Genomic DNA, 22,208 nt, shown 5'->3' with positions numbered 1-22,208 from the left:
GGACCCTATCGGGCGCGGAAACAAGAGGCGATGAAACGAATCTGACGCCGGGTTTCGCTTTTCGGCCGGCCCGTTTCGATAATGAAATCGGCGCGCGCGCGCTTGACGCGATCGGGCACCTGCAAACGGCGGATCGCCTTCAGTTTTGCCGCGGTCATGCCGGGGCGGCGCATCACGCGCCGACGCTGCATCCATGCGGGCGCCGACACGACGGCGATTGCGCCGACGCGCCGCCAGCCGCCCTTTTCAAAAAGCAGGGGAATGTCGAGCACGACGACGTCGCGCGCTCGGTTCCTGGCCAGAAAGCGTTTCTGGGCGCGCGACACCGCAGGATGGACAATTGCTTCGAGCGCGGCAAGTTCGTGCGTGTTACCGAGCACAATTGCTCCCAACTTCTGCCGGTCGACGCCCCGCGGCCCCGTTGTTCCGGGAAAGCGCGCCTCGATCGCCGCGACCAGCGCGCCGCCTGGCCCTTGCAGCCGGTGAACCTCGGCATCGGCGTCGAAGACGGGAACGCCCTCGCGTTCGAACATCGCCGCCGCGGTCGATTTCCCCATGCCGATCGAACCGGTGAGACCGAGCAGGAAGGGACGGCAGAGCGGCAGATGCGGGCGCTTGAAATGTCTCATGCGGAATATCTTACGCGACCAGCAGCGCGCGCAGCTCGTCGTCGCGGCCCTCAGGCGGAGGCGCCCCGAAAAACAGCTCGAAGGCAAGCGCCGCCTGGCCGATCAGCATATCGAGTCCGTCGACCGTGGCGAGCCCGCGCGCTTCGGCTGCGTTGAGGAGGCCGGTTCGGAGCGGCGAATAGACAAGGTCGTACACGATCGCATCGTCCGGCAACGGCGACAGGTCGAGGTTGAGCTGCGCGTTTCCGGTCATGCCAAGGCTGCTCGAATTAACGAGCAGTGACACCGGCGGAAGCGGCGCATCGAGCCCGATGACCTCGCCCTTGAGGCCGAAGGTGGCGAGCAGGCCCATCGCCTTGAGCGGACTGCGGTTGATGATCGTCACCGACCCAACCTTCGCCCGTGCGAGCGCGAACAGCACCGCACGCGCCGCACCGCCCGCCCCGACAACCGCAACCGGCGCTCCTTCAAGGTCAAGCTCGGCGAGCGGCGCATAAAAGCCCGCAGCATCGGTGTTGGTACCGATGACCGACCCGTCGAGCTGGCGCACAACGGTATTCATCGCGCCGATAGTGCCGCGAATGTCGCCCGGATCGTCGACGAGATCCATAATCGCCTGCTTATGGGGCATGGTTACGTTGCATCCGCGCCAATCGGCGTCGGCGCGGGCTTCCGCGACATAATCCGCAAGGGCATCAACCGGTACGTGAAACCGCCGGTAATCGCCCGCGATTCCGAGCGCCCCGAGCCAGAAATTATGAATCAACGGCGATTTCGACTGGGCGATGGGATCGCCAATGACCTCGGCGTAGGGCTTGCTCATTGCGGGGCGAGCCCGGTGGCACGCAGCCACGCCAACAACGGAAGCATCGGCATGCCGATGATGGTCCAGGGGTCGCCTTCGACCCGGTCGAACAATTGCACGCCCGCTCCTTCGATTTCATAGCAGCCGACGGTCCAGCGGATGCTGTCCCAGTTTTGCGCGACATAGTCGGCGATAAAGCCCTCCGACAAGGGGCGCATCCACAGCTTTGCCTCGCCGACCGCGCGCCAGACCGGCGCACCGTCGCGGGCGGCGACCGCGGCGCTGAACAAGCGGTGGCGGCTACCCGCCATGCGGCGAAGATGATCGGCGGCCTCCCCGGGGCTTTCCGGTTTGGACAGCATCGAACCGTCATCGAGCGCCAGCGTCGAATCGGCACCGATCACCGTGACGCCCGCCAGGCGCGATGAAATTTTGACGGCCTTGGCTTCGGCGAGCGCGTCGGCGATGTTGCGCGGTGTCTGTCCGGCTGCGAGAAGCGAGGCGGTGAGCGCCTCCTCGTCGATATGCGCGGCGCTGGTTTCGAAATCGAGCCCGGCGGCGCGGAGCATCGCGGCGCGGCCGCTGCTTTGTGAGGCGAGGAGCAAGGTCATGCCGACGCGCGATCTTCGACCAGTTTGATCACCGCAGCGGCAGTTTCCTCGATCGAACGCCGCGTCACGTCGATCACCGGCCAGCCATTATCGGCGAACATGCGCCGCGCAAAGGCGATTTCAGCCTTGACGCGTTCGTCGTCGACATAGGCAGTTTCGGGCGCCTGGTTGAGCGAAAGCAGACGGTTACGGCGCACCTGCACCAGCCGGTCGAGCCCGGTCGTAAGGCCGACGACCATCGGCCGCTTCAGGTTGAACAAGGCGCTCGGTGGCGGCGATTCGGGAACAATCGGGATGTTTGCAGTCTTGAACCCCCGGTTGGCGAGATAGATGCTCGTCGGCGTTTTCGATGTACGCGACACACCCGCGAGCACGATGTCTGCCTGTTCCCAATTTTCCCACCCGATCCCGTCGTCGTGCGCCACGGTGAATTGAATCGCTTCGACGCGCGCAAAATAGGCGGCGTCGAGAACATGCTGGCGGCCGGGACGCGCCTTTGCTTCCTGTCCCAGCATTCGCGACAGTGCATCGGTCACGGCGTCGAGCGCGGCGACGGTCGGCAGATTGAGCGCCCCGGCACGCCGTTCCAGACTGCTGCGCAGATCGCCGTTGACGAGCGTGAACAGGATCATGCCGGGGCTTGCCTGCACTTCGGCCATGATCCGGTCGAGATGCGATTCCGATCGCACCATCGGCCAGAAATGACGTACAACCTCGACATCGTCGAACTGCGCGATCGCCGCTTTGGCAATATTTTCAAGCGTTTCGCCCGTGGAGTCGGATATAAGATGCAGGTGGAGCCGGCCCATCGCGCGACCATGGCGGCAAAGTAGCGAAAAAGGCAATCCCGGATCGCGCCGGTGCCGAGCCTGCCCAAAGATCCGAAGAAATACGCCTGTGGATAAATTTCGGCATAACCGCCGGGAGGATTCCGGCAGGAGGAATTCCTCCCCGGCCGTCTCGATTCAACCCTCCCTCTTGTCCACAAGGGATGAATCTTATCCACAGGCTGTGAATTACGGGAATCATCGCCACCGACTCCAAGGCGCGACCCATGGCTGCTGGAGTCAAGCTGTTGGCAAAACGGGCGCCGAGGCCTAAAGCCGCCTTGTCCGCCGACCTACAAACCACCACAATTATCTTTAAATATATGAAGAGAGAAAGAGGGGCCGCGTGAAAGCGTCACCGAAAAATCTCCTCGCGACATTGCGCGGGGTACGGCAGGAGCGGCCGCCGCTCTGGCTGATGCGCCAGGCTGGCCGCTATCTGCCCGAATATCGCGCGCTGCGGGAAACCAAGGGCGGATTCCTCGAGCTTTGTTACGATCCCGAGGCTGCGGCCGAAGTTACGCTGCAACCCATCCGCCGTTTCGGGTTCGACGCGTCGATCCTCTTTTCGGACATCCTCGTTATCCCGCACGCGCTCGGCCAGCATTTGTGGTTCGAAACGGGCGAGGGTCCGAGGCTGGCGCCGCCGCTCGTCGACAGTGCCTTGACGTCGCTCGAAGCCGCGCCGCAGCGGCTCGATCCGGTTTATGCGACCGTCACGCGCGTCGCGGCATCGCTGCCGTTGGAAACAACGTTCCTCGGCTTTGCGGGCAGCCCGTGGACCGTCGCGACCTATATGGTCGCGGGGCAGGGATCGAAAGACCAGGCTGCGGCGCGGCGCATGGCGTTTGGCGACCCCGCGGCATTTCAGGCGATCGTCGACGCGATCGTCGATCTCAGCGTTACCTATCTATCGGGCCAGATCGAGAATGGCGTCGACGCCGTGCAGCTTTTTGACAGCTGGGCGGGCAGCCTCTCCCCGGCGCAATATGAAAAATGGGTGATTGCGCCTAATGCCGAGATCGTACGGCGACTGAAGATGCTGCACCCCGACACGCCGGTCATCGGTTTCCCGAAAGGGGCGGGCGGGAAACTCCGCGCCTATGCCGACGAAACCGGCGTTGACGCGGTCGGACTCGACGAGACGGTCGATCCTGCCTGGGCCGACGCCGCCTTGCCGGCGCATCTGCCGGTGCAAGGCAATCTCGACCCGCTCGCACTTGTGGCAGGTGGCGAAGCGCTCGACGCGGCAATTGACCGAATCCTTGCGGCTTTCCCGGTGCGTCCCCATATCTTCAACCTCGGCCATGGGATCGTTCCGGACACGCCGATCGTCCATGTCGAACATCTCATCAAGCGCGTTCGCGGCGGCTAATATGGCAGACTGGGCAGGATTTCTGGGGGTGACGATGCTTTGGGTCAAAGCCGCGCACATCATTTTCGTGATTTTCCTGATGGCGGGCCTGTTCATGATGCCGCGCTTTTTCGTATACCACCAACAGGCCGCGGTCGGGTCTGACGAGGACCGGAAGTGGATCGAGCGCGAGGACCGGCTGCGCAAGATCATTTTGAACCCCTCGCTGATCATCGTGTGGATTTTCGGCCTGATGCTCGCCTTCAACGGTGCCTATTGGCGCGAGGGCTGGTTCATTGCCAAATTGCTGCTGGTGATTGCACTGTCGGGCTATCACGGGTGGATGATCGGCTATTTCAAGAAGTTGAAAAAGGGCGAGCGTCCCTTGAGCGAGAAACAGCTTCGACTGCTTAATGAAGTTCCCGGTGTCGCCGCGGCGATCATCGTCATCCTTGCCGTCGTCCGGCCCTGAATCGCCGCCGCCCGGCGCAGCCCGATTGACTTGAACCCGGCCCGGTTATAGGGGCCGGTCAACCCCGCATCCCAAGCGGGCGGTGCCTCCCCCGCACCGTTGCTATCGATACGGTCGTCCCCCGGCCGGATAGGCACCCCGATGGTGCGCCGAATTTTGGTCTGACTTACTCCCGACATATCTACCCGGAATCCATCCATGCATCTTAAAGAACTCAAAAATAAATCGCCCGCCCAACTCGTTGAGATGGCGGAGGAACTCGGCGTCGAAGGTGCGTCGACCTTGCGAAAGCAAGACCTGATGTTCTCGATCCTCAAAGAACTCGCCGAAGAAGGCGAGGAGATCATCGGATCGGGGACGATCGAGGTTCTGCCCGACAGCTTCGGTTTTCTGCGCTCGTCGGAAGCCAATTATCTCGCCGGTCCCGACGACATCTATGTCTCGCCCAACCAGGTCCGAAAATATGGGCTGCGCACGGGCGATACAGTCGAGGGCGAGATTCGCGCACCGCGTGACGGCGAACGCTATTTTGCGCTGACCAAGCTGATCAGCGTCAATTTCGACGAGCCCGAAGTTGTTCGACATCGCGTCAATTTCGACAATCTGACGCCGCTCTATCCGAACCAGAAACTCTCGCTCGACACCGTCGATCCAACGGTCAAGGACAAGTCGGCGCGCGTGATCGACCTTGTCAGCCCGCAGGGCAAGGGCCAGCGCGCGCTGATCGTTGCGCCGCCGCGTACGGGCAAGACCGTCCTGTTGCAGAATATTGCCAAGGCGATCACCGACAATCACCCCGAAGTCTATCTGATTGTCCTCCTCGTCGACGAACGGCCCGAGGAAGTCACCGACATGCAGCGAAGCGTGAAGGGCGAGGTTGTCTCCTCGACCTTTGACGAACCCGCGACGCGCCACGTCCAGGTCGCCGAAATGGTGATCGAAAAGGCAAAGCGCCTCGTCGAGCACAAGAAGGATGTCGTGATCCTGCTCGATTCGATTACGCGCCTCGGCCGCGCCTACAACACGGTGGTTCCTTCATCGGGCAAGGTGCTCACCGGTGGTGTCGATGCCAATGCGCTCCAGCGGCCCAAGCGCTTTTTCGGCGCCGCGCGCAATATCGAGGAAGGCGGATCGCTTTCGATCATCGCGACCGCGCTGATCGATACCGGGAGCCGCATGGACGAGGTGATCTTTGAAGAGTTCAAGGGCACGGGCAACAGCGAAATCGTGCTCGACCGCAAGGTTGCGGACAAGCGCATCTTCCCCTCGCTCGACGTCGGCAAGTCGGGTACGCGCAAGGAAGAATTGCTCGTCGAGAAAGACAAGCTTTCGAAGATGTGGGTGCTGCGCCGTATCCTGATGCAAATGGGTACTGTCGACGCGATGGAATTCCTGCTCGACAAGATCAAGGATTCGAAAACGAACGAAGATTTCTTTGACAGCATGAACCAGTAAACCGGCGTCATGGCCGTTCTCGAACATGCTCTGCTTCCCGTTCGTGCGGGCAGCGAAGTTGAGTTCGAGGCGGCCGTGGCCGGAGCAAGACCGCTGATCGAAGGCTCGCCGGGCTTTATTTCACTCGAAATTCGCCGGCCAACCGGAACCGGACAACCCTATCTTCTGTTAGTCGAATGGCGGTCGGTCGCGGATCATCAGGACGGTTTCCGGCAATCGGAGCGTTACCAGCGGTGGCGGGCGTTGCTGCATCCTTTTTATGACCCTATGCCAGAGGTCAGCTATTTCGGAGATTTGGTGTGATTCTGGAATTTTTGACTCAAGGCGCGGCGCACACCGGCGGTTTTGGCGGGCCCGCCGGGATGTGGGCCGCGATCGTCAACGATTTTTCGAACATTACCGAGCCTGCAGCCTTTGCGGCCTTTCTGCAGGTGCTGATGATCGACATCGTCCTCGCAGGCGACAATGCTATCGTTGTGGGTGCACTCGCCGCCGGGCTCCCGGCCGACCAGCGCCGCAAGGTGATCATGATCGGCGTGCTCGCGGCTTTGGTTCTGCGGATCGCCTTTGCGCTTGTCGTGACGCAGCTGATGCAGATCGTCGGACTGATCTTCGTTGGCGGGCTGTTGCTGATCTGGGTCGCGTGGAAGATGTGGCGTGAATTGCGTCACACCGGCCAGTCGCACGGCTCGCCCGAGGTTGTGGGCGACGAACATTCGGGACTGAAACCGGCAAAAAGCTTTGCGGGCGCGGCCTGGGCCGTCGCGGTTGCCGACGTCAGCATGAGCCTTGACAATGTTCTTGCGGTTGCGGGCGCGGCGCGCGACCATCCCGGTATCCTGATCGTCGGCCTGATTTTCGCCGTCGCGCTGATGGGCGTCGCGGCGAACATCATCGCCAAATATATCGAGCGCTATCGCTGGATAGCCTATATCGGCCTTGCGGTGATCGTCTATGTCGCGGTCAAGATGATCTATGAAGGCTGGGTCGATCCCGGCGTTGGCGTGGGCACGTTGTTCGGCTGACCCGCCATCGGGCGAATGAAGGGCCAGCCCCTCACCGGGGCTGGCCTTTTTCGTTCCGGCTTCCCATCTGTGTGGCATGCCCCAACTTCACATGACCCGCGTTGCCATCGGCTGTTCCGATTATCCGGCGCTCGAGGCCCGGATCGCCGCCCATGCCGCAGGTGGCGAGATTCGTTTCCCGACGCGGTTTCGCCCCAAGCGCGCCGACGAGCTGATCGGCGGCAAGCTGCATTTCATCGTCAAGCACATGCTTGTCGCGCGCGCCGAAATATTGCGCTTTGACGATCGCAGCGACGGGCGCGTCGATATTGTCTGCGTCGCCCAGCTCGAGTGCTTGCACCCGCAGCCCAGGCGCGCGCATCAGGGGTGGCGTTATCTGAACGACGCCGACGCGCCGAAAGACGTCGACAATGCGAGCGGCGTAGGCGAATTGCCGCCCGACCTCTATCGCGAGCTGGCCGAACTTAGCCTGATCTAGCCGCTTCCTGTGCCGCGAGCATTGTGGTCATCTTCTCCCAGACCTTGTTGATCGCCTTCAAGGGTCGCACCATCACCTTGAAATCGGCGATTCTGCCATCGGCATTCCAGCGGATGATGTCGACGCCGTTGATCTGAATGCCGTCGAGCTCGCTCTGGAATTCGAGCATCGCCTGATCGCCGTCGGCGATTTCACGCAGATAGCGGAAATTCTCGCCGCCGAGGACCTGACTCGCGGCGTGAAGATAGGTGAAGACCTTGTCGGCGCCCTCTTGCGGCGTATGGACGACGGGGGAATGGAACACCGCATCCGCGGCGAGCAGGTCGCGCAAGGCCTGCGGGCCGCCGCCGCCCGCCATATAGGCGTGCCAGGCGGCAAGACCGGGATGGTCGCTCATGCCAGATGCTCGGCCAGAAAGGCGCGGGTGCGGCTGTCGGCGAGCGCGGCGCCGGCTTCGTCGCGGCGGTCACCGCTCGTTGCGGCGAACCCGTGGTCGAGCCCAACATAGTCGTGGAGCGTGACCTTGGGATGCGGGTCGAGCGCCTCATGTATCTTGGCCTGTGCCTCGGGGCCCACGAAATGGTCGGCGGTCGGGATATGAAGCATCAGCGGTCTGGCGATCGCATGGGCTTCGTTCAGCATCTGGTCGATCATCACCCCATAATAGCCGACCGAGGCATCGATGTCGGTGCGCGCGGCGGTCATATAGGCAAGCCGCCCGCCAAGGCAGTAACCCGCGCAGCCCACCTTTGCAGCGCCCTGACCGTGCAGCCAGCGGATCGCGGCTTCGATATCTTTGACGCCCTTGTCGGGATCATATTGCCCGAAATAACCAAAGGCCTCTTGCAACTCGGCCTCGACATCGGGGTTGAGCTCGACGCTCGGCGCGAAACGCCAGAAAATATCCGGGGCGATCGCCAGATAGCCCTCGGCGGCCCAATCGTCGCATTTCTGGCGAATACCCGCATTCACCCCGAAGATTTCGGGAATGACGATGATCGCGCGCCCGCTGTCGGTGCGGGGGCGTGCGACATAGGCGGGGATCGACCCCTCCTCGTCGAGGGCGGGGATGGTCGTGTTCGTCGGGGCCGTCTGGGACATCGGGGAGCTCTCCTGTCTCTTGCTTCTTTGCCGGGAAAGCGCAAAGCTAGCTGGGCTGCGGGCGGGGCTCAAGCGGCTAACCGGCATTTCGGGGCGGAGACACGCGATGAAGTTCAATATCGAGATCGATTGCACCCCCGAGGAGGCGCGTCGGCTGTTCGGCCTTCCCGACCTGGAGCCGCTCCACGCCATCTATCTCGACCGCGTCAAGGAATTGATGGCCAAGGGTATCACGCCTGAAATGGTGCAGGCGATGGTCAAGACCTGGGTTCCGATGGGCGAAAGCGGCCTCGGGCTGGTTCAGTCCTTGCTCGGCCAGTTCGGTGGCGGGTTGATGGGCGGCGCGGCCAGGAGCGACGGAGCGGTAGACGACAAGCCCGCCAAGGGGCGCAAGAGCTGAACCAAGGCCCCGTGAACGATACGATTTTTGCGCTGTCGAGCGGGATGCCGCCGGCGGCGATCGCGGTTGTGCGCGTGAGCGGGCCGCGTGCAGGCGCGGCGCTGGAGGCGCTGGCGGGGCGTTTGCCTGCGCCGCGGCGGGCGTCATTGGCCGAGCTGACGGATGCCGGAGGCGCGGCGCTCGATCGCGCGCTGCTGCTGTGGTTCCCTGGGCCGGCGACGGCGACCGGGGAGGATCTGGCCGAACTGCACCTGCATGGCGGGCGCGCAGTGGTCGCGGCGGTCGAAGCGGCGCTGCGGGCGATGGACGGGTTGCGGCGCGCCGAGCCGGGCGAGTTTACGCGGCGTGCTTTCGAAAACGGACGGATCGACCTTGCCGAGGCCGAGGGGCTTGCCGACCTGCTTGCCGCCGAGACCGAGAGCCAACGCAGACAGGCGCTGGGCATGGCGAGCGGGCATGTGTCGCGCGCCGTCGAGCGATGGCAAGAGCGGCTGCTCGCGCTGATGGCAGGCGCCGAGGCCGAGCTTAATTTTGCCGATGAGGATGATGTCGAAGTTGGCGAAGGAGCCGCGCGGCGTTTGATTGCGGGGATGGGCGAGCTTTCGGACGAGCTTGGCGAATGGCTGGCGCGGCCCGCGGCGGAGGTGATTGCCGAGGGGCTGTCGGTGGTGATCGCGGGGCCACCCAATGCAGGAAAATCTACGTTAATCAATTCTTTAGCGAAACGTGAGTTGGCGATCGTGTCGCCGGTCGCGGGGACGACGCGCGATGTGATCGAGACGCCGCTGGCGCTCGACGGGATCGCGATGCGCTTTTCGGACACGGCCGGGATGCGCGGCGAAGGGGCCGATGCGATCGAGGCGATCGGGATCGACCGCGCCAAGGCAGCGGTCGAGGCGGCGGACATATTGCTGTGGCTGGGGTCGCCGGATCGGGTGCCGGACCACCCGCGGACGATCCGGATCGCGGCGCAGGCCGATCGCTGGAAGGGCGATGCGGCGGCCGAAGCCGACGCGGCGGCGTGCGACCTCATCCTGTCGGCGGCGACGGGCGAGGGGATGGACGGGCTGCACCGGATGATCGTCGAGATGGCACGGACGCTGTTGCCGCGCGAGGGTGAAGCCGCGCTGCGCCAACGCCAGCGCGCCGCGCTTGCCGAGGCAAAACAATGGCTTGATGTCGATTCGGGATCACGCGAGGCGCACGACCTGATCCTGCTCGCCGAACGGCTGCGGCTTGCCGCGACGGCGCTCGACCGGATCACCGGGCGCGCGGGGGTCGAAGAGATGCTCGACGCGCTGTTCGGACGATTCTGCATCGGAAAATGATGTTTCACGTGAAACATCGCATCGGTCGCGGTGCGGTGGATTCGAACCGCACTTTGCGCTATGCGCGCCGCCATCATGCACGATAGCGTAGTTTTCGATGTCATCGTCGTCGGCGGCGGGCATGCCGGGACCGAGGCCGCCGCCGCCGCGGCGCGGCTGGGTGCGTCGGTTGCGCTGGTGAGTTTCGACCCCGCGCTGATCGGGACGATGTCGTGCAACCCGGCGATCGGCGGGCTGGGGAAGGGCCATCTGATGCGCGAGGTCGATGCGCTCGATGGCTGGATGGCGCGCGCGGCGGATCGAGCGGCGATCCATTACCGGATGCTCAATGCGTCGAAGGGCGCGGCGGTGCAGGGGCCGCGCATCCAGGCCGATCGCAAACTGTACCGGCAGGCAATCCAGGATCTACTCGCGGCGGAGGACGGAATCGCGGTCGTCGAAGGCGAGGCCGCCGCGCTGATCCTGTCCGACGACGGCGCGCGCGTCACCGGGCTCGAACTCGGCGACGGCACAAGGTTGAGCGCGCGCGCGGTCGTGCTCGCGACCGGCACCTTCCTCGGCGGACGCCTGTTCCGCGGCGAGGAGCGGATGGAGGGCGGCCGCATCGGCGAGGCCGGCGCGCATCGGCTCGCGCAGCAGCTTCGCGCCGCCCGGCTGCCGATGGCGCGGCTCAAGACCGGGACGCCGCCGCGGCTCGACGGGCGGACAATCGACTGGGCGCGGCTCGCCGAACAGGCATCGGACAGCGCCGAGGGCGCGCGCTGGACCTGTTCCACGTGGAACAATCGCCGATCGGTACCGCAGATTTTCTGCGCGATCACGCGCACCAACACCGAATCGCACCGCATCATCGCCGACAATCTCGATCGCTCGCCGCTGTTCACGGGCGCGATCGGCGCGGCGGGGCCGCGTTATTGCCCGTCGATCGAGGACAAGATCCACCGATTCGCCGACCGCGACGGGCATCAGGTGTTTCTGGAGCCCGAGGGGCTCGACACGCATCTGGTCTATCCGAACGGCATTTCGACCTCGCTGCCCGCCGATGTGCAGCTCGCGATGCTGCGCACGATGGAGGGGCTGGAGACGGTCGAGATGGTCGTGCCGGGCTATGCGGTCGAATATGATCATATCGATCCGCGCGCGCTCGACCGGACGTTGCAGGTCCGCGCGATGCCCGGCGTATGGTGCGCGGGGCAGATCAACGGTACCACCGGTTATGAAGAGGCCGCGGCGCAGGGACTCGTTGCGGGCGCCAATGCCGCGCTTGCTGTGCAAGGGCGCGATCCGCTGATCCTCGACCGCGCCGAATCCTATATCGGGGTGATGGTCGACGATCTGGTGCTGCAGGGGGTGAGCGAACCCTATCGGATGCTCACCGCGCGCGCCGAATATCGGTTGCGGCTGCGCGCCGACAATGCCGCGACGCGGCTGACGCCGATGGGGATCGAATTGGGGCTTGTGCGTCCGGCGACCGCGGACATGTTTGCGGCACGGATGGCCGAGCGGGCGCGGGCCGAAGCCTTGCTCGATGTGTCGGTGAGCACTGGCGACTATGCCGCGGTCGGGCTGGCGTTGCCCGGCGACGGGATAGCGCGCAAGCGGATCGACCTGTTGCGCTATCCCGAAATGACGATGGCGCGGCTCGCGCTTCTCGCGCCCGAACTCGACGCGATCGACCCGGCGATATTGTCCGAGGTGGCCGAGGATGCGCATTATGCGCCCTATATCGCACGGCAGGATGCCGAACTGCGCGCGCTCGCGGCGAATGAGGCGATCCTGCTCGACCCCGCGCTCGACTATGCCGCGATCGGCGGGCTGTCGCGCGAAATGGTCGAACGGCTGACCAAGGCGCGCCCCGAAACGCTGGGGCAGGCGGGGCGGATCGACGGCGTGACTCCGGCGGCGCTCACCGCGATCCTGGTGCATAGCCGGCGGCGCGCGGCTTGAGTTTTCGGGCTTGACGCGAGGGCGTCCGGCTGAGGGGTGGTGAGGGACGTTGGAGGTGACTAAAGCCCCTCCCCTTCAGGGGAGGGGTTGGGGTGGGGCCTATCGGCCTTGAGCCCGGCCGATAGACCACACCCCACTACGACAAGGCAGCAAGCAGCCAAGTCTTCGTTGCCCCAACCCTGAAGGGGAGGGGCTGCCTTCTTCACGACCGCAATCGGTCGAGAGCAGTCCATGATCATTCCGAGAAAACCGCCCTTATCCGGCGCGGCCCCTGAGATCCCCGCTTTCGTCGGGGTTCACAATCGGCAGTCCCGCCGCTTCATTCCCTTCGTCATCCCGGACTTGATCCGGGATCCATGTAGCGCTGAAGCCATGGACCCCCGAATGAAGCCAAACAGGCCATCTGGCTTGTTCACGGGCGATGAGGAGGGCGTTCTTTTCGCTGCGGACTTTCCAACGGACCCGCAAAGGCGCTAGGGCGCGAAGACGAAAGCTGGATTCCCCTTTGCGGGAATGACGAGATGGGCAGGCGGGTGGTGCGTTCGGACGGCGAATTTCTGGCAAGCGAAGACCAGGCGCGCAGTTGGCTGGAGCAGGCTTTCGCCCCGACCGCTGCGCAATGGAACCATCTTGAGCGCTTTGCGGCGATGCTGATCGCCGAGAATGACCGGCAGAATCTGATCGCGGCGTCGACGATTCCGACGATCTGGGTGCGGCATATCGCCGATAGCGCGCAATTGCTCGCGCTCGATAGCGAAAGCGCGGGGCTTTGGGTCGATCTGGGGAGCGGGCCGGGGCTGCCGGGGCTGGTCGTCGCGATCCTGTCCGAGCGGCCGATGCTGCTCGTCGAATCGCGGCGGCGGCGGTGCGAGTTTTTGCGCGCGGTCGCGGCCGAGTTGCGGCTGGGGCATGTCGAGGTTGCCGAGGCGCCGCTCGAGCGCGTCGCAACGCGCCCCGCGGGGACGATCAGCGCGCGCGCCTTTGCGCCGCTCGACAAGCTGATCGACTTATCCGCGCGTTTTTCCACCGAATCGACGCACTGGCTGCTGCCAAAGGGCCGAAATGCGGTTAAGGAACTGGCGTCGCTGCCCGATGCGTGGCAGAGAATGTTCCACGTGGAACAGAGCCGCACCGACGCCGAGAGCCAGATTTTGGTGGGGCGCGGAAAATTAAGGGCCGAAACCCGGTAGTTGCACGATCGAGGTTTGAAGCGATTTTGTTCAGTGTGAGGAGGCAAGGCGCAGGAATATGTCGATATTTCCAAACTTGCCGACGACGCAATGGACAAAATCGGTCAAATCCCGAAGGGACGTCGAAATGGCTTCGATCTCGTCTCCGCGCGGCCTTGCAGATGGAACCACGATCCGCTGCGGCCCCGCGAAGCCGATATCTTCGCCATTTCGACGCCTCGAACGTGCAACTACCGGGTTTCGGCCCTTAGCAAAACAGCGAGGAAAGCGATGATCCGCATTGCCGTGGCGAACCAGAAGGGCGGGGTCGGCAAGACGACGACGGCGATCAATCTGGCGACCGCGCTCGCGGCGACGGGCTGGCGCACGCTGATCATCGACCTCGACCCGCAGGGCAATGCGTCGACCGGGCTCGGCATCAAGCAGGCGCAGCGCGAATGTTCGAGTTACGAGCTGCTGCGCGGCGACGCGAGCGTTGCCGAATGCGCGATTCCGACAGCGGTGCCGCGGCTCGACATCGTCAGCGCGACGGTCGACCTGTCGGGCGCCGAGATCGAACTGATCGAATTTCAGGACCGGCTGCACCGGCTTCAGAAGGCCCTGTCGGGCGCCGAGGCGGGGCAGTGGGACATCTGCCTGATCGACTGTCCGCCGTCGCTGGGGATGCTGACGCTCAATGCGCTGATCGCCGCCGAATCGCTGATCGTGCCGCTGCAATGCGAATTTTTCGCGCTCGAGGGGCTCAGCCAATTGCTCACCACGGTCGAGCGCGTGCGCGAGCGGTTCAACCAGAAATTGTCGATCCTGGGCGTCGCGCTCACCATGTTCGACCGGCGCAACCGGCTGACCGACCAGGTATCCGACGATGTGCGCGAAGTGTTGGGCCCGGTGGTGTTCGACACGGTGATCCCGCGCAATGTCCGCCTGTCCGAAGCGCCGAGCCATGGGCTGCCGGCGCTGATCTATGATCATCGCTGCGCCGGGTCGGCGGCCTATATCGCGCTCGCGCGCGAGCTGATCGCCCGGCTCCCCGAAATCCGCAAGGCGGCATAAATGGCTGATAATGAAAAAGAAAGTGGCGTAACGCCGATTCGCAAACGCCCATCGGGGCTCGGCCGCGGGCTGAACGCGCTGTTCGGCGACGCTGCGGTCGAGGCGCCGGTGCTCGCGGCGCCCGGCGCTGCGGCGCGTGCGGCGCCGGTCGCGGGCGATTCGGTGCAGCATGTCCCCGTCGGCGCGATTCGTCCGCTGCCCGGCCAGCCGCGGCGCCATTTCGACGAAACGGCGATCGCCGAACTCGCCGATTCGATTGCCTTGCGCGGATTGCTCCAGCCGATCATCGTGCGCCGTGCGCCGGATGGCGAGGGCTTTCAACTCGTCGCGGGTGAACGCCGCTGGCGCGCGGCGCAGCGCGCGGGGCTGCACCAGATTCCGGCGCTCGTGCGCGAGCTTGACGATGCCGCGACCTATGAGATTGCGCTGGTCGAGAATATCCAGCGCCAGGACCTGAACGCGATCGAAGAGGCGAGCGCCTATCGCCGCCTGATCGAGGATTTCGGGCATAATCAGGAAGCGCTGGCCAAGCTGGTCGGCAAGTCGCGCAGCCATGTCGCGAATCTGATGCGGCTGCTCGATCTGCCCGATGCCGTGCAGGCGCTCGTCGGCGACGGGGCGCTCGCGATGGGGCATGCGCGCGCGCTGATCGGCGCCGACGATGCCGAAGCGATCGCGCGCAGGGTGGTGAAGGAAGGCCTGTCGGTGCGCGCGGTCGAGGCGCTGGTGCGCGCGGGCAAGGCCGGCGATGCGGCGCCGCGCAAGGGCCCGCTCGAATATAAGAGCATCGACGGCGCCGGCGGGCGCGACCCCGACATCGTCGCGGTCGAACGCCACCTGTCCGAACTGCTCGGCATCGGCGTCGCCATTCACTATGCGGGCGAGGGCAAGGGCGCGCTGACGCTCAAATTCGCGTCGCTCGACCAGCTCGACATGATCTGCCAGCGGCTTTCGGGCGAAGGCATCTGATTCCGGCGCCGAATCGCGCCTGATGGGGCGCAAACTGTCTCAGGCCGGGCCGAAAACGCGCGGCGGCTGGCGGCTTCGATCCGCCCGGTATTGTATCAAACATCTGGTTTCTTTGTATTATTTCTGGCTCCGCGTGGCAATTCCTAACGCCGCGTTAACCATGGTTGCTGGCAAAGCCTGAACGGCTGAGCGGATAAGGAGGTCGGCGAATGGGGTGGGATTTCCATTCGGATTTTTGACCATTTATCGATTCAAGGGACCAATCATATGCGCACCATCGGAATGAAGCGCGCCCTCTTGGGCGTTGCGATTGCTGCTTTCGCCATCAACGCTTCGGCGGCGCATGCCGCGACCGCATCGGGCACGGCGACCGCCAAGATCCTGCGCCAGATCACGCTCACCAATACCAGCGACCTCCAGTTCGCGACGATCATCAGCGGCGCGACCGCATCGACCGTCACGGTGTCGACCGCGGGCGGCGCGACGTGCGGCGCCGGGCTGACCTGCACCGGCACGACGACGGCGGCCAATTTCAACGTCGCGGGTACCGACGGCGCCGTTGTGGTCGTCGGCGGCGACAGCAATGTGACGCTGAACGGATCGCTGGGCGGCACGATGAGCTCGACGCTGACCTATTCGGCACCGACGGTCACGCTCGGCGCGAGCGGCGGCAGCTTTCAGGTCGGCGGCACGTTGAGCGTCGGCGCCAATCAGGCCGCGGGCGATTATTCGGGCACGTTCAACGTCACCGCCAATTATCAGTAAAGGACGGGGGGCCGGCGGGTCCCGCGCTCGCCGGAACGACAGGCGGCCGCCGGGTACAGACCCGGCGGCCGCTTTCTTGTGCGCGGGCGGCGCCGGGGTGATTAGCAAAATATCAACCATGTTGGGGCAGGCAAGAGGCGACCAACCAGAGGGGGCAAGGACCAGCCAGCCCCCGACACGCCAACGATTGTGGGGATCGTATCCATGCTGCGCCTTTTCAAAGCCTTTCGCCTGCTCGCCGCGGGCGCGCTTGTCCTGTTTTCGGTACCTGTGCACGCCGCGGGCGATCTGCTCGTCGCGCCGACGCGTCTCGTCCTCGACGGATCGCGCGGGACCGAGGTGGTGCTCAACAATATCGGCGCCGAGCCCGCAACCTATCGCATCAGCCTGGAGATCAAGCGGATGACCGCCGCGGGCGGGCTCGAGGAAATCGCCGAAGCCGATGCGAGCGAGGCCGAAAAGGCGGCGCTCGACATGATCGCGTTCAGCCCGCGGCGCGTCACGCTGCCGCCCAACCAGCCGCAGGTGGTGCGCGTCGGGGTGCGCGTTCCCGAAGGGGCGCCGCCGGGCGAATATCGCGCGCACATGCTGTTCCGCGCGGTTCCCGACCCAGCGCCTGCTACTGCGGATGCCAGGCCGGCAAGCGCGGGCGTGTCGATCGCGCTGACGCCGATCTATGGCATCACCATCCCGGTGATCGTGCGGGTCGGCGACCTTGGCGCCGAAGCGGCGATCGGCGCGGCGTGGGTGAGCGAGGACGACGAGGGGCCGGCGTTCCACTTCGACCTCAAGCGCACGGGCAACCGGTCGGTCTATGGCGACATCGAAGTGATACGGCCGGGGGTGGCCGAGCCCTTGCTCGTCGCGCGCGGCATCGCGGTCTATCCCGAAGTGGCCGAGCGCCAGGTGTCGCTGCGCGTGCCGGGCGAGGTCGCAGCGAAGCTCAAAGGCCCGGTGCGCATTCGCTACAGCGAGGACCGCGAGCTCGGCGGCGGCACGATCGACGAGGCCGAACGGGTGGTGAAATGACGGCGTAGGGGCAGGGGCGACGCGGGCGGGGCGATGATCCGCGCGGCGCTTTTCCGATCGATGCGCGCGGCGATGGCCGCGCTGGCGCTGGCGGGGGCGATGCTCTCCGCTGGCGCGCAGGCCATTGAAAAAAAGCCGCTTTCCCTTCCCGCCGACGATTGGACGCCGAACGCCGACGACAGCTGGCTGTTCGATATGCGGTCGGGGCAGTACCGGCTGGGCGACGGGGTGCGCGGATATCAGACGCCGCAGGGGATTTGCGTCGACCTCGGCGACGTCGTGCTCGCGCTCGACCTTGCGGTGCGCGTCGACCGGAAGTTGCGCCGCGCAACCGGCTGGGTGTTCGACGAGCGGCGCGGGCTGACGATCGACCGCGACGCGGGCGCGGTGCGCGCGGGGAGCGAGACCTTCGCGCTCGCCGCGACGACGATCCGCGACACGGCGGCGGGCTGGTGCGTCGATCTGAAGAGCCTGAACCAGTGGCTCGGCGTGCCGCTCGTCGCCGATATGTCGAATGCGGTATTGCGCGTCGATACGAAGGAGAAGCTGCCGTTTCAGCTCGCCGCCGAACGCCGCGCGCGCGCCGCGTCGATCCGTCCCCAGGCCGCGTTCGACCTGGCAAGCCTGCCGCAGACGGCGCGGCCCTATCGGGCATGGGCGACGCCGTCGGTCGACGTCGTCGCGTCGGCGGGCGCCGTGTCGGACCAGCGCGGCGGATCGCATGTACAGGCGCGTTACGAGATTTTTGCGGCGGGCGAGCTCGCCGGCCACAGCTTCGACGCGCGGCTGTCGTCGGACAATGAAGGCGTGCCCGACAGCCTGAGGATGCGGCTCTATCGCACCGATCCCGCGGGGCAGCTGCTCGGGCCGCTGAAGGCAACACATTATGGCGCCGGCGACGTCAGCCTGCTGTCGACAGGAATCGTCGCCGCATCGGTGGCGGGGCGCGGCGCGGTCGTGACCAATCGCCCGGTCGAACGCCCCGACGCGTTCGACCGGACGAGCTTTCGCGGCGACCTGCCCGCGGGCTGGGATGCCGAACTCTATCGCAACGGGCAGTTGCTCGCCTTTACCGCCCCGACGAGCGACGGCCGCTACGAATTTCTCGACGTGCCGCTGCAATATGGCGCCAACCGCTTCGAGATCGTGCTTTATGGGCCGCAAGGGCAGATCCGCCGCGAAATCCGGCAGCTGCAGGTCGGCATCGATTCGATCCCGCCGCAACAGACCTGGTATTGGGCGGGTTTTGCGCAGGAGGACGCCGATCTTTTCGCCTTTGGCAAGCGGCGGCAGGGGGCGTTCCGCCGCGGCTGGCGCGGGACGCTGGGGGTCGAGCGCGGGCTCGATACGCGCACGTCGATCGCCGCCTATGCACACAGCCTGCTGATCGAGAATGTGCGGCGGAGTTATGCCGAGGTCGCGCTGCGCCGCTCGATCGGGCCGAGCTTGATCGAGGTCGGCACCGCGCGGGCCGACGACGGCGGCACCGCTGCGCGCGCGAGCTGGCTCGCGGCCTTTGGCGAAACCTATATTCGCGCCGATGCGATGCGCGGCTGGGGCGGGTTTGTGTCCGATCGATTCCTGAACAATATCAACGCCATTACCTCGATCTCGCTCGATCAGTCGGTCAAACTGGGGCGGACGATGCTGCCGCTGCATTTCGACGTGCGGCATGTCGAGCGCCGGTCGGGGTTCGACAGCCTGGAAGCGAGCGCGCGTGCGTCGGCCAGTTTCCGCGCGACGACCTTTACCGGCCAGCTCGACTGGAGCCGGACAAAGGCGCCCGTCGGTCCCGATCCGCCCGACAATCTGACCGCCAGCCTGCTCGCCAATGCGCGCATCGGGCGCCTTCGCGTCAGGGGAGAGGCGCGCTTTGCGCTGGCGGGCGACGGCGGCGATACACGCATGGCGCTGATCGGCGAATGGGCGGGGAAGGGCGATGCCGAATGGCGCGCCGAGCTGGGTTATGACCGCGGGCTCGCCCGCGCTCGCGCCGGGCTTGGCTATACACGCCGTTTCGACACATTGCAGCTGAGCGGATTCGGCGAGGTGGCGAGCGACGGATCGGTCGCGGCGTCGCTGTCGCTTGCGTTCAGTTTCGGGCCGAAAAGCGGTGGCGGCTGGCGCGTGTCGGCCGAGAAGCTCGCGAGTCGCGGGCAGGTGATCGCCGATGTCTGGATGGACGAAAATGGCGACGGGGTGCGCCAGGCGGGCGAGGCGGCGCTGCCCGGCGTGCCGCTGACCGCAGGCAACGCGCATGTCGAGGCCGCGACCGACGCGGCGGGGCGGGCGATGATCGACGGGCTCGAGCCGTTTCGGCCGGTGCTGATCGGGATCGACGCGGGCAGCCTGCCCGACCCCTATATTCAGCCCGCGCTGCCGGGGGTCGTGGTGACGCCGCGGCCGGGTGTGGCGACGCGCGTGGCGATACCCATGACTGCGGCGGGCGAGATCGAGGGCATTGTGCGCCGCGACGGCGGCAACCCGGTCGAGGGGCTGGCGCTCGAACTGGTCGATGCCGAAGGGCGCGTGCGCGCGGCGACACGGACCGAATTCGACGGCTATTTCCTGTTCGAAGGCGTCGCTTATGGGCGCTATACGGTGCGGCCGGGCTCTGCGTCGGCGGCCGCGTTGCGGATCGATGCGGCGTTTGCGATTCCCGCCGTACCCGGCAAGGCGACCCCGCGCGTGCGGCTGGGAACGCTGATGCTGAAGCCGTTGCGGCGCGAGATTGTCGCGGGGGGTGATGCGTCGCCGACGATCAACGGTGCGCGAGGCCCGCCGGGGAACGGCGGGCTCTAACGGCGGCGGATATGGGGTGGTGAGCGGATATCTTCAGGTCCGTCATCCCGGCGCAGGGTGTTCAGAGGCACGTGACTCCGAAACACGATCTCACCCCAACGATTTGCCGCACCGGCGAGATCCCGGCCTTCGCCGGGATGACGATAGAGTTGAGGGCAGCTTTCGGTCCAAACCTGTCGCTCAACTCGACAGCGGCGCCCGCGCGTCCCGTTTGCGGTCGACCGCACGGCGGCCGACGTCGATGACGGCGCGGATTTTCGCGGGATCGAATTCCAGCGTTTCGGCGACCTCCGCCTGGGGCTCGATGATCCGGATCGGCGCGAAACGCGCGAGAATCGGGTGCGACGTTAACCAGTTTTTAGCCATGTTTGGCCACAGCGATAGCGAGCAAATATTTGCCTGTGGGGAAAAATCGAATGTCCGAAACCTCTGGTTCGAAACGCCGCGCAACGAGCGTCGATGTGGCGATCGTCGGTGCGGGGCCGGCGGGGCTGACCGCCGCCTATCTGCTGACCAAGCAGGGGTATAGCGTGACGGTGATCGAAAAGGACCCTGCCTATGTCGGCGGGATCAGCCGCACGGTCGAGCATGAGGGGTTTCGTTTCGACATCGGCGGGCATCGCTTCTTTTCCAAGAGCCGCGAGGTCGTCGATCTGTGGAACGAGATTCTGCCGCACGATTTCATCGAACGGCCGCGGATGAGCCGCATCTATTATGAGGGCAAATTCTACTCCTATCCGCTGCGCGCGTTCGAGGCGCTGTGGAACCTCGGCGTCGTGCGATCGGCGCTGTGCATGGCAAGCTATGCCAAGGCGAGGCTGTTTCCGAACAAGGCGGTCCGCAGTTTCGAGGACTGGACGATCAACCAGTTCGGGCGGAAGCTTTATTCGATCTTTTTCAAGACCTATACCGAGAAGGTGTGGGGGATGCCGTGCGACGAAATGTCGGCCGACTGGGCGGCGCAGCGCATCAAGGGACTATCGCTCGGCGGTGCGGTGATCGACGGGCTGAAACGCAGCCTGGGGCTCAACAAGGCGCCCAATGACGGCATGGCGACCAAGACCCTGCTCGAAACCTTTCGTTATCCGCGGCTCGGCCCCGGCATGATGTGGGAAGCGGCGCGCGACAAGGTGGTGGCGGGCGGCAATCATGTGCTGATGGGGCACAGCTTCAAGCAGCTGACGCAGGACCAGAAAAGCGGCCGCTGGCGGATGACCGCGAACGGCCCCGACGGCGATGTCGTGATCGATGCGGCGCATGTCATCAGCTCGGCGCCGATGCGCGAGCTCGCGGCGCGTATTCATCCGCTGCCCGCCTGCGCGCTTACCGCGGCGCCGAAGCTCAATTATCGCGACTTTCTGACCGTCGCGCTCAAGATCCGGTCGGAGGATCTGTTCCCCGACAACTGGATCTATATCCACGACAGCAAGGTGCAGGTCGGCCGCGTGCAGAATTTCCGCAGCTGGTCGCCCGAAATGGTGCCCGATCCCGCGATCGCGTGCGTCGGGCTTGAATATTTCTGTTTCGAGGGCGACGGGCTCTGGACGTCGAGCGACGACGAACTGGTCGCGCTCGCGACGAAGGAAATGGCGATCCTCGGCCTTTGCGACCCCGGCGATGTCGTCGGCGGCGCGGTGGTGCGGCAGGAAAAGGCCTATCCCGTCTATGACGACGATTATGCCGCGCATGTCGAAACGATGCGCTCCGAGCTCGAGGCGCGTTACCCGACGCTGCACATGGTCGGGCGCAACGGCATGCACCGCTATAACAACCAGGATCATGCGATGATGACCGCGATGCTGACGGTGCGCAACATCGTCGCGGGCGAAAAACTCTATGACATATGGGGCGTCAACGAGGATGCCGAATATCATGAAAGCGGCACCGAGGGCGAACGGGCCGCGCTGGCGTCGGTGCGCGACGTGCCGGCGCGCGTCGCGAAAGCGGCCTGACCGGGCGGTCGGGGAG

The 22,208-nt window shown here is 65.1% G+C and carries 23 protein-coding genes; 16 read left to right on the top strand and 7 right to left on the bottom strand.

What is annotated here, in order from left to right; genetic code table 11:
• Window positions 1-5: 5 nt before the first annotated feature.
• Genes coaE through RIA72_RS17225 form a run of 4 tightly spaced genes read right to left on the bottom strand, consistent with a single transcriptional unit; the run spans window position 6 to window position 2,854 of the window.
• On the bottom strand, window positions 6-629 hold the full coding sequence (gene coaE, locus RIA72_RS17240; protein WP_350033302.1) for a dephospho-CoA kinase: 624 nt from the start codon (window positions 627-629) through the stop codon (window positions 6-8).
• 10 nt (window positions 630-639) lie between these two features.
• A complete protein-coding gene (aroE, locus tag RIA72_RS17235) occupies window positions 640-1,452 on the bottom strand; it encodes a shikimate dehydrogenase (protein WP_350033301.1) in 813 nt (270 codons plus the stop codon).
• The gene (locus RIA72_RS17230; protein WP_350033300.1) at window positions 1,449-2,045 is read right to left on the bottom strand and encodes a Maf family protein; all 597 of its coding nucleotides are present in this window, start codon (window positions 2,043-2,045) and stop codon (window positions 1,449-1,451) included. Before RIA72_RS17230 ends, aroE begins: the two co-directional genes overlap by 4 nt.
• Complete coding sequence (locus RIA72_RS17225) at window positions 2,042-2,854, bottom strand: pyruvate, water dikinase regulatory protein (protein WP_350033299.1); 813 nt, start codon at window positions 2,852-2,854, stop codon at window positions 2,042-2,044. The genes RIA72_RS17230 and RIA72_RS17225 overlap by 4 nt, the downstream gene beginning before the upstream one ends.
• Before the next feature lie 364 nt (window positions 2,855-3,218).
• On the opposite strand from RIA72_RS17225, the gene hemE reads away from it, so the two are divergent.
• From hemE to RIA72_RS17195, 6 genes are all read left to right on the top strand, one after another.
• Entirely contained in the window at window positions 3,219-4,247 is a 1,029-nt protein-coding gene (gene hemE, locus RIA72_RS17220) for a uroporphyrinogen decarboxylase (RefSeq protein WP_350033298.1), read from the top strand.
• Window position 4,248: 1 nt separating this feature from the next.
• Entirely contained in the window at window positions 4,249-4,698 is a 450-nt protein-coding gene (locus RIA72_RS17215; RefSeq protein ID WP_350033297.1) for a CopD family protein, read from the top strand.
• Between the two features lie 198 nt (window positions 4,699-4,896).
• Window positions 4,897-6,153: a transcription termination factor Rho gene (gene rho / locus RIA72_RS17210; RefSeq protein WP_350033296.1), complete on the top strand. Its 1,257-nt coding sequence runs from the start codon at window positions 4,897-4,899 to the stop codon at window positions 6,151-6,153.
• Between the two features lie 9 nt (window positions 6,154-6,162).
• Window positions 6,163-6,456, top strand: a complete 294-nt coding sequence (locus tag RIA72_RS17205; protein WP_350033295.1) for an antibiotic biosynthesis monooxygenase family protein — start codon at window positions 6,163-6,165, stop codon at window positions 6,454-6,456.
• Between the two features lie 59 nt (window positions 6,457-6,515).
• Window positions 6,516-7,178, top strand: a complete 663-nt coding sequence (locus RIA72_RS17200) for a TerC family protein (RefSeq protein WP_350033340.1) — start codon at window positions 6,516-6,518, stop codon at window positions 7,176-7,178.
• 91 nt (window positions 7,179-7,269) lie between these two features.
• A complete protein-coding gene (locus RIA72_RS17195) occupies window positions 7,270-7,656 on the top strand; it encodes a DUF1489 family protein (protein WP_350033294.1) in 387 nt (128 codons plus the stop codon).
• Here RIA72_RS17195 and RIA72_RS17190 read toward each other — a convergent pair.
• Together RIA72_RS17190 and RIA72_RS17185 are read right to left on the bottom strand one after the other, a co-directional pair.
• On the bottom strand, window positions 7,643-8,053 hold the full coding sequence (locus RIA72_RS17190; RefSeq protein ID WP_350033293.1) for a nuclear transport factor 2 family protein: 411 nt from the start codon (window positions 8,051-8,053) through the stop codon (window positions 7,643-7,645). The genes RIA72_RS17195 and RIA72_RS17190 overlap by 14 nt on opposite strands.
• On the bottom strand, window positions 8,050-8,757 hold the full coding sequence (locus RIA72_RS17185; protein ID WP_350033292.1) for a dienelactone hydrolase family protein: 708 nt from the start codon (window positions 8,755-8,757) through the stop codon (window positions 8,050-8,052). The genes RIA72_RS17190 and RIA72_RS17185 overlap by 4 nt, the downstream gene beginning before the upstream one ends.
• A 106-nt stretch (window positions 8,758-8,863) precedes the next feature.
• Here RIA72_RS17185 and RIA72_RS17180 point away from each other — a divergent pair, with 106 nt between their 5' ends.
• From RIA72_RS17180 to RIA72_RS17140, 9 genes are all read left to right on the top strand, one after another.
• On the top strand, window positions 8,864-9,157 hold the full coding sequence (locus RIA72_RS17180; protein ID WP_350033291.1) for a DUF6489 family protein: 294 nt from the start codon (window positions 8,864-8,866) through the stop codon (window positions 9,155-9,157).
• Window positions 9,158-9,168: 11 nt separating this feature from the next.
• A complete protein-coding gene (gene mnmE / locus RIA72_RS17175; protein ID WP_350033290.1) occupies window positions 9,169-10,485 on the top strand; it encodes a tRNA uridine-5-carboxymethylaminomethyl(34) synthesis GTPase MnmE in 1,317 nt (438 codons plus the stop codon).
• Window positions 10,486-10,560: 75 nt separating this feature from the next.
• On the top strand, window positions 10,561-12,432 hold the full coding sequence (gene mnmG, locus RIA72_RS17170) for a tRNA uridine-5-carboxymethylaminomethyl(34) synthesis enzyme MnmG (protein ID WP_350033289.1): 1,872 nt from the start codon (window positions 10,561-10,563) through the stop codon (window positions 12,430-12,432).
• A gap of 521 nt (window positions 12,433-12,953) precedes the next feature.
• Entirely contained in the window at window positions 12,954-13,622 is a 669-nt protein-coding gene (gene rsmG / locus RIA72_RS17165) for a 16S rRNA (guanine(527)-N(7))-methyltransferase RsmG (protein ID WP_350033288.1), read from the top strand.
• 270 nt (window positions 13,623-13,892) lie between these two features.
• Window positions 13,893-14,675 (top strand): ParA family protein, encoded by a 783-nt coding sequence (locus RIA72_RS17160; protein WP_350033287.1) that lies wholly within the window; start codon window positions 13,893-13,895, stop codon window positions 14,673-14,675.
• Window positions 14,676-15,644: a ParB/RepB/Spo0J family partition protein gene (locus RIA72_RS17155; RefSeq protein WP_350033286.1), complete on the top strand. Its 969-nt coding sequence runs from the start codon at window positions 14,676-14,678 to the stop codon at window positions 15,642-15,644. It abuts the gene before it with no gap.
• Window positions 15,645-15,911: 267 nt separating this feature from the next.
• Window positions 15,912-16,409, top strand: a complete 498-nt coding sequence (locus RIA72_RS17150; RefSeq protein WP_350033285.1) for a DUF4402 domain-containing protein — start codon at window positions 15,912-15,914, stop codon at window positions 16,407-16,409.
• A gap of 204 nt (window positions 16,410-16,613) precedes the next feature.
• A complete protein-coding gene (locus RIA72_RS17145) occupies window positions 16,614-17,438 on the top strand; it encodes a fimbrial biogenesis chaperone (RefSeq protein ID WP_350033284.1) in 825 nt (274 codons plus the stop codon).
• Window positions 17,439-17,471: 33 nt separating this feature from the next.
• Window positions 17,472-20,240 (top strand): MSCRAMM family protein, encoded by a 2,769-nt coding sequence (locus RIA72_RS17140; protein ID WP_350033283.1) that lies wholly within the window; start codon window positions 17,472-17,474, stop codon window positions 20,238-20,240.
• Window positions 20,241-20,420: 180 nt separating this feature from the next.
• On the opposite strand, the gene RIA72_RS17135 is transcribed toward RIA72_RS17140, so the two are convergent.
• Complete coding sequence (locus RIA72_RS17135) at window positions 20,421-20,606, bottom strand: hypothetical protein (RefSeq protein ID WP_350033282.1); 186 nt, start codon at window positions 20,604-20,606, stop codon at window positions 20,421-20,423.
• 50 nt (window positions 20,607-20,656) lie between these two features.
• Here RIA72_RS17135 and RIA72_RS17130 point away from each other — a divergent pair, with 50 nt between their 5' ends.
• Window positions 20,657-22,192, top strand: coding sequence for an NAD(P)/FAD-dependent oxidoreductase (locus RIA72_RS17130; protein WP_350033281.1), 1,536 nt, complete (start codon window positions 20,657-20,659; stop codon window positions 22,190-22,192).
• Window positions 22,193-22,208: the final 16 nt, after the last annotated feature.

Origin of the sequence: Sphingopyxis sp., from assembly GCF_040216815.1 — a bacterium.
Taxonomy (GTDB): Bacteria; Pseudomonadota; Alphaproteobacteria; order Sphingomonadales; family Sphingomonadaceae; genus Sphingopyxis.
Note: the sequence above shows the minus strand (reverse complement) of the source record. Positions and strands in the feature narration are given on the sequence as shown.

Coding starts and splice junctions, on each gene's coding strand:
- coaE (WP_350033302.1), bottom strand. CDS start 629: ATGAGACATTTCAAGCGCCCGCATCTGCCGCTCTGCCGTCCCTTCCTG.
- aroE (WP_350033301.1), bottom strand. CDS start 1,452: ATGAGCAAGCCCTACGCCGAGGTCATTGGCGATCCCATCGCCCAGTCG.
- RIA72_RS17230 (WP_350033300.1), bottom strand. CDS start 2,045: ATGACCTTGCTCCTCGCCTCACAAAGCAGCGGCCGCGCCGCGATGCTC.
- RIA72_RS17225 (WP_350033299.1), bottom strand. CDS start 2,854: ATGGGCCGGCTCCACCTGCATCTTATATCCGACTCCACGGGCGAAACG.
- RIA72_RS17215 (WP_350033297.1), top strand. CDS start 4,249: ATGGCAGACTGGGCAGGATTTCTGGGGGTGACGATGCTTTGGGTCAAA.
- rho (WP_350033296.1), top strand. CDS start 4,897: ATGCATCTTAAAGAACTCAAAAATAAATCGCCCGCCCAACTCGTTGAG.
- RIA72_RS17205 (WP_350033295.1), top strand. CDS start 6,163: ATGGCCGTTCTCGAACATGCTCTGCTTCCCGTTCGTGCGGGCAGCGAA.
- RIA72_RS17200 (WP_350033340.1), top strand. CDS start 6,516: ATGTGGGCCGCGATCGTCAACGATTTTTCGAACATTACCGAGCCTGCA.
- RIA72_RS17195 (WP_350033294.1), top strand. CDS start 7,270: ATGACCCGCGTTGCCATCGGCTGTTCCGATTATCCGGCGCTCGAGGCC.
- RIA72_RS17190 (WP_350033293.1), bottom strand. CDS start 8,053: ATGAGCGACCATCCCGGTCTTGCCGCCTGGCACGCCTATATGGCGGGC.
- RIA72_RS17185 (WP_350033292.1), bottom strand. CDS start 8,757: ATGTCCCAGACGGCCCCGACGAACACGACCATCCCCGCCCTCGACGAG.
- RIA72_RS17180 (WP_350033291.1), top strand. CDS start 8,864: ATGAAGTTCAATATCGAGATCGATTGCACCCCCGAGGAGGCGCGTCGG.
- mnmG (WP_350033289.1), top strand. CDS start 10,561: ATGCACGATAGCGTAGTTTTCGATGTCATCGTCGTCGGCGGCGGGCAT.
- rsmG (WP_350033288.1), top strand. CDS start 12,954: ATGGGCAGGCGGGTGGTGCGTTCGGACGGCGAATTTCTGGCAAGCGAA.
- RIA72_RS17160 (WP_350033287.1), top strand. CDS start 13,893: ATGATCCGCATTGCCGTGGCGAACCAGAAGGGCGGGGTCGGCAAGACG.
- RIA72_RS17155 (WP_350033286.1), top strand. CDS start 14,676: ATGGCTGATAATGAAAAAGAAAGTGGCGTAACGCCGATTCGCAAACGC.
- RIA72_RS17150 (WP_350033285.1), top strand. CDS start 15,912: ATGCGCACCATCGGAATGAAGCGCGCCCTCTTGGGCGTTGCGATTGCT.
- RIA72_RS17145 (WP_350033284.1), top strand. CDS start 16,614: ATGCTGCGCCTTTTCAAAGCCTTTCGCCTGCTCGCCGCGGGCGCGCTT.
- RIA72_RS17140 (WP_350033283.1), top strand. CDS start 17,472: ATGATCCGCGCGGCGCTTTTCCGATCGATGCGCGCGGCGATGGCCGCG.
- RIA72_RS17135 (WP_350033282.1), bottom strand. CDS start 20,606: ATGGCTAAAAACTGGTTAACGTCGCACCCGATTCTCGCGCGTTTCGCG.
- RIA72_RS17130 (WP_350033281.1), top strand. CDS start 20,657: ATGTCCGAAACCTCTGGTTCGAAACGCCGCGCAACGAGCGTCGATGTG.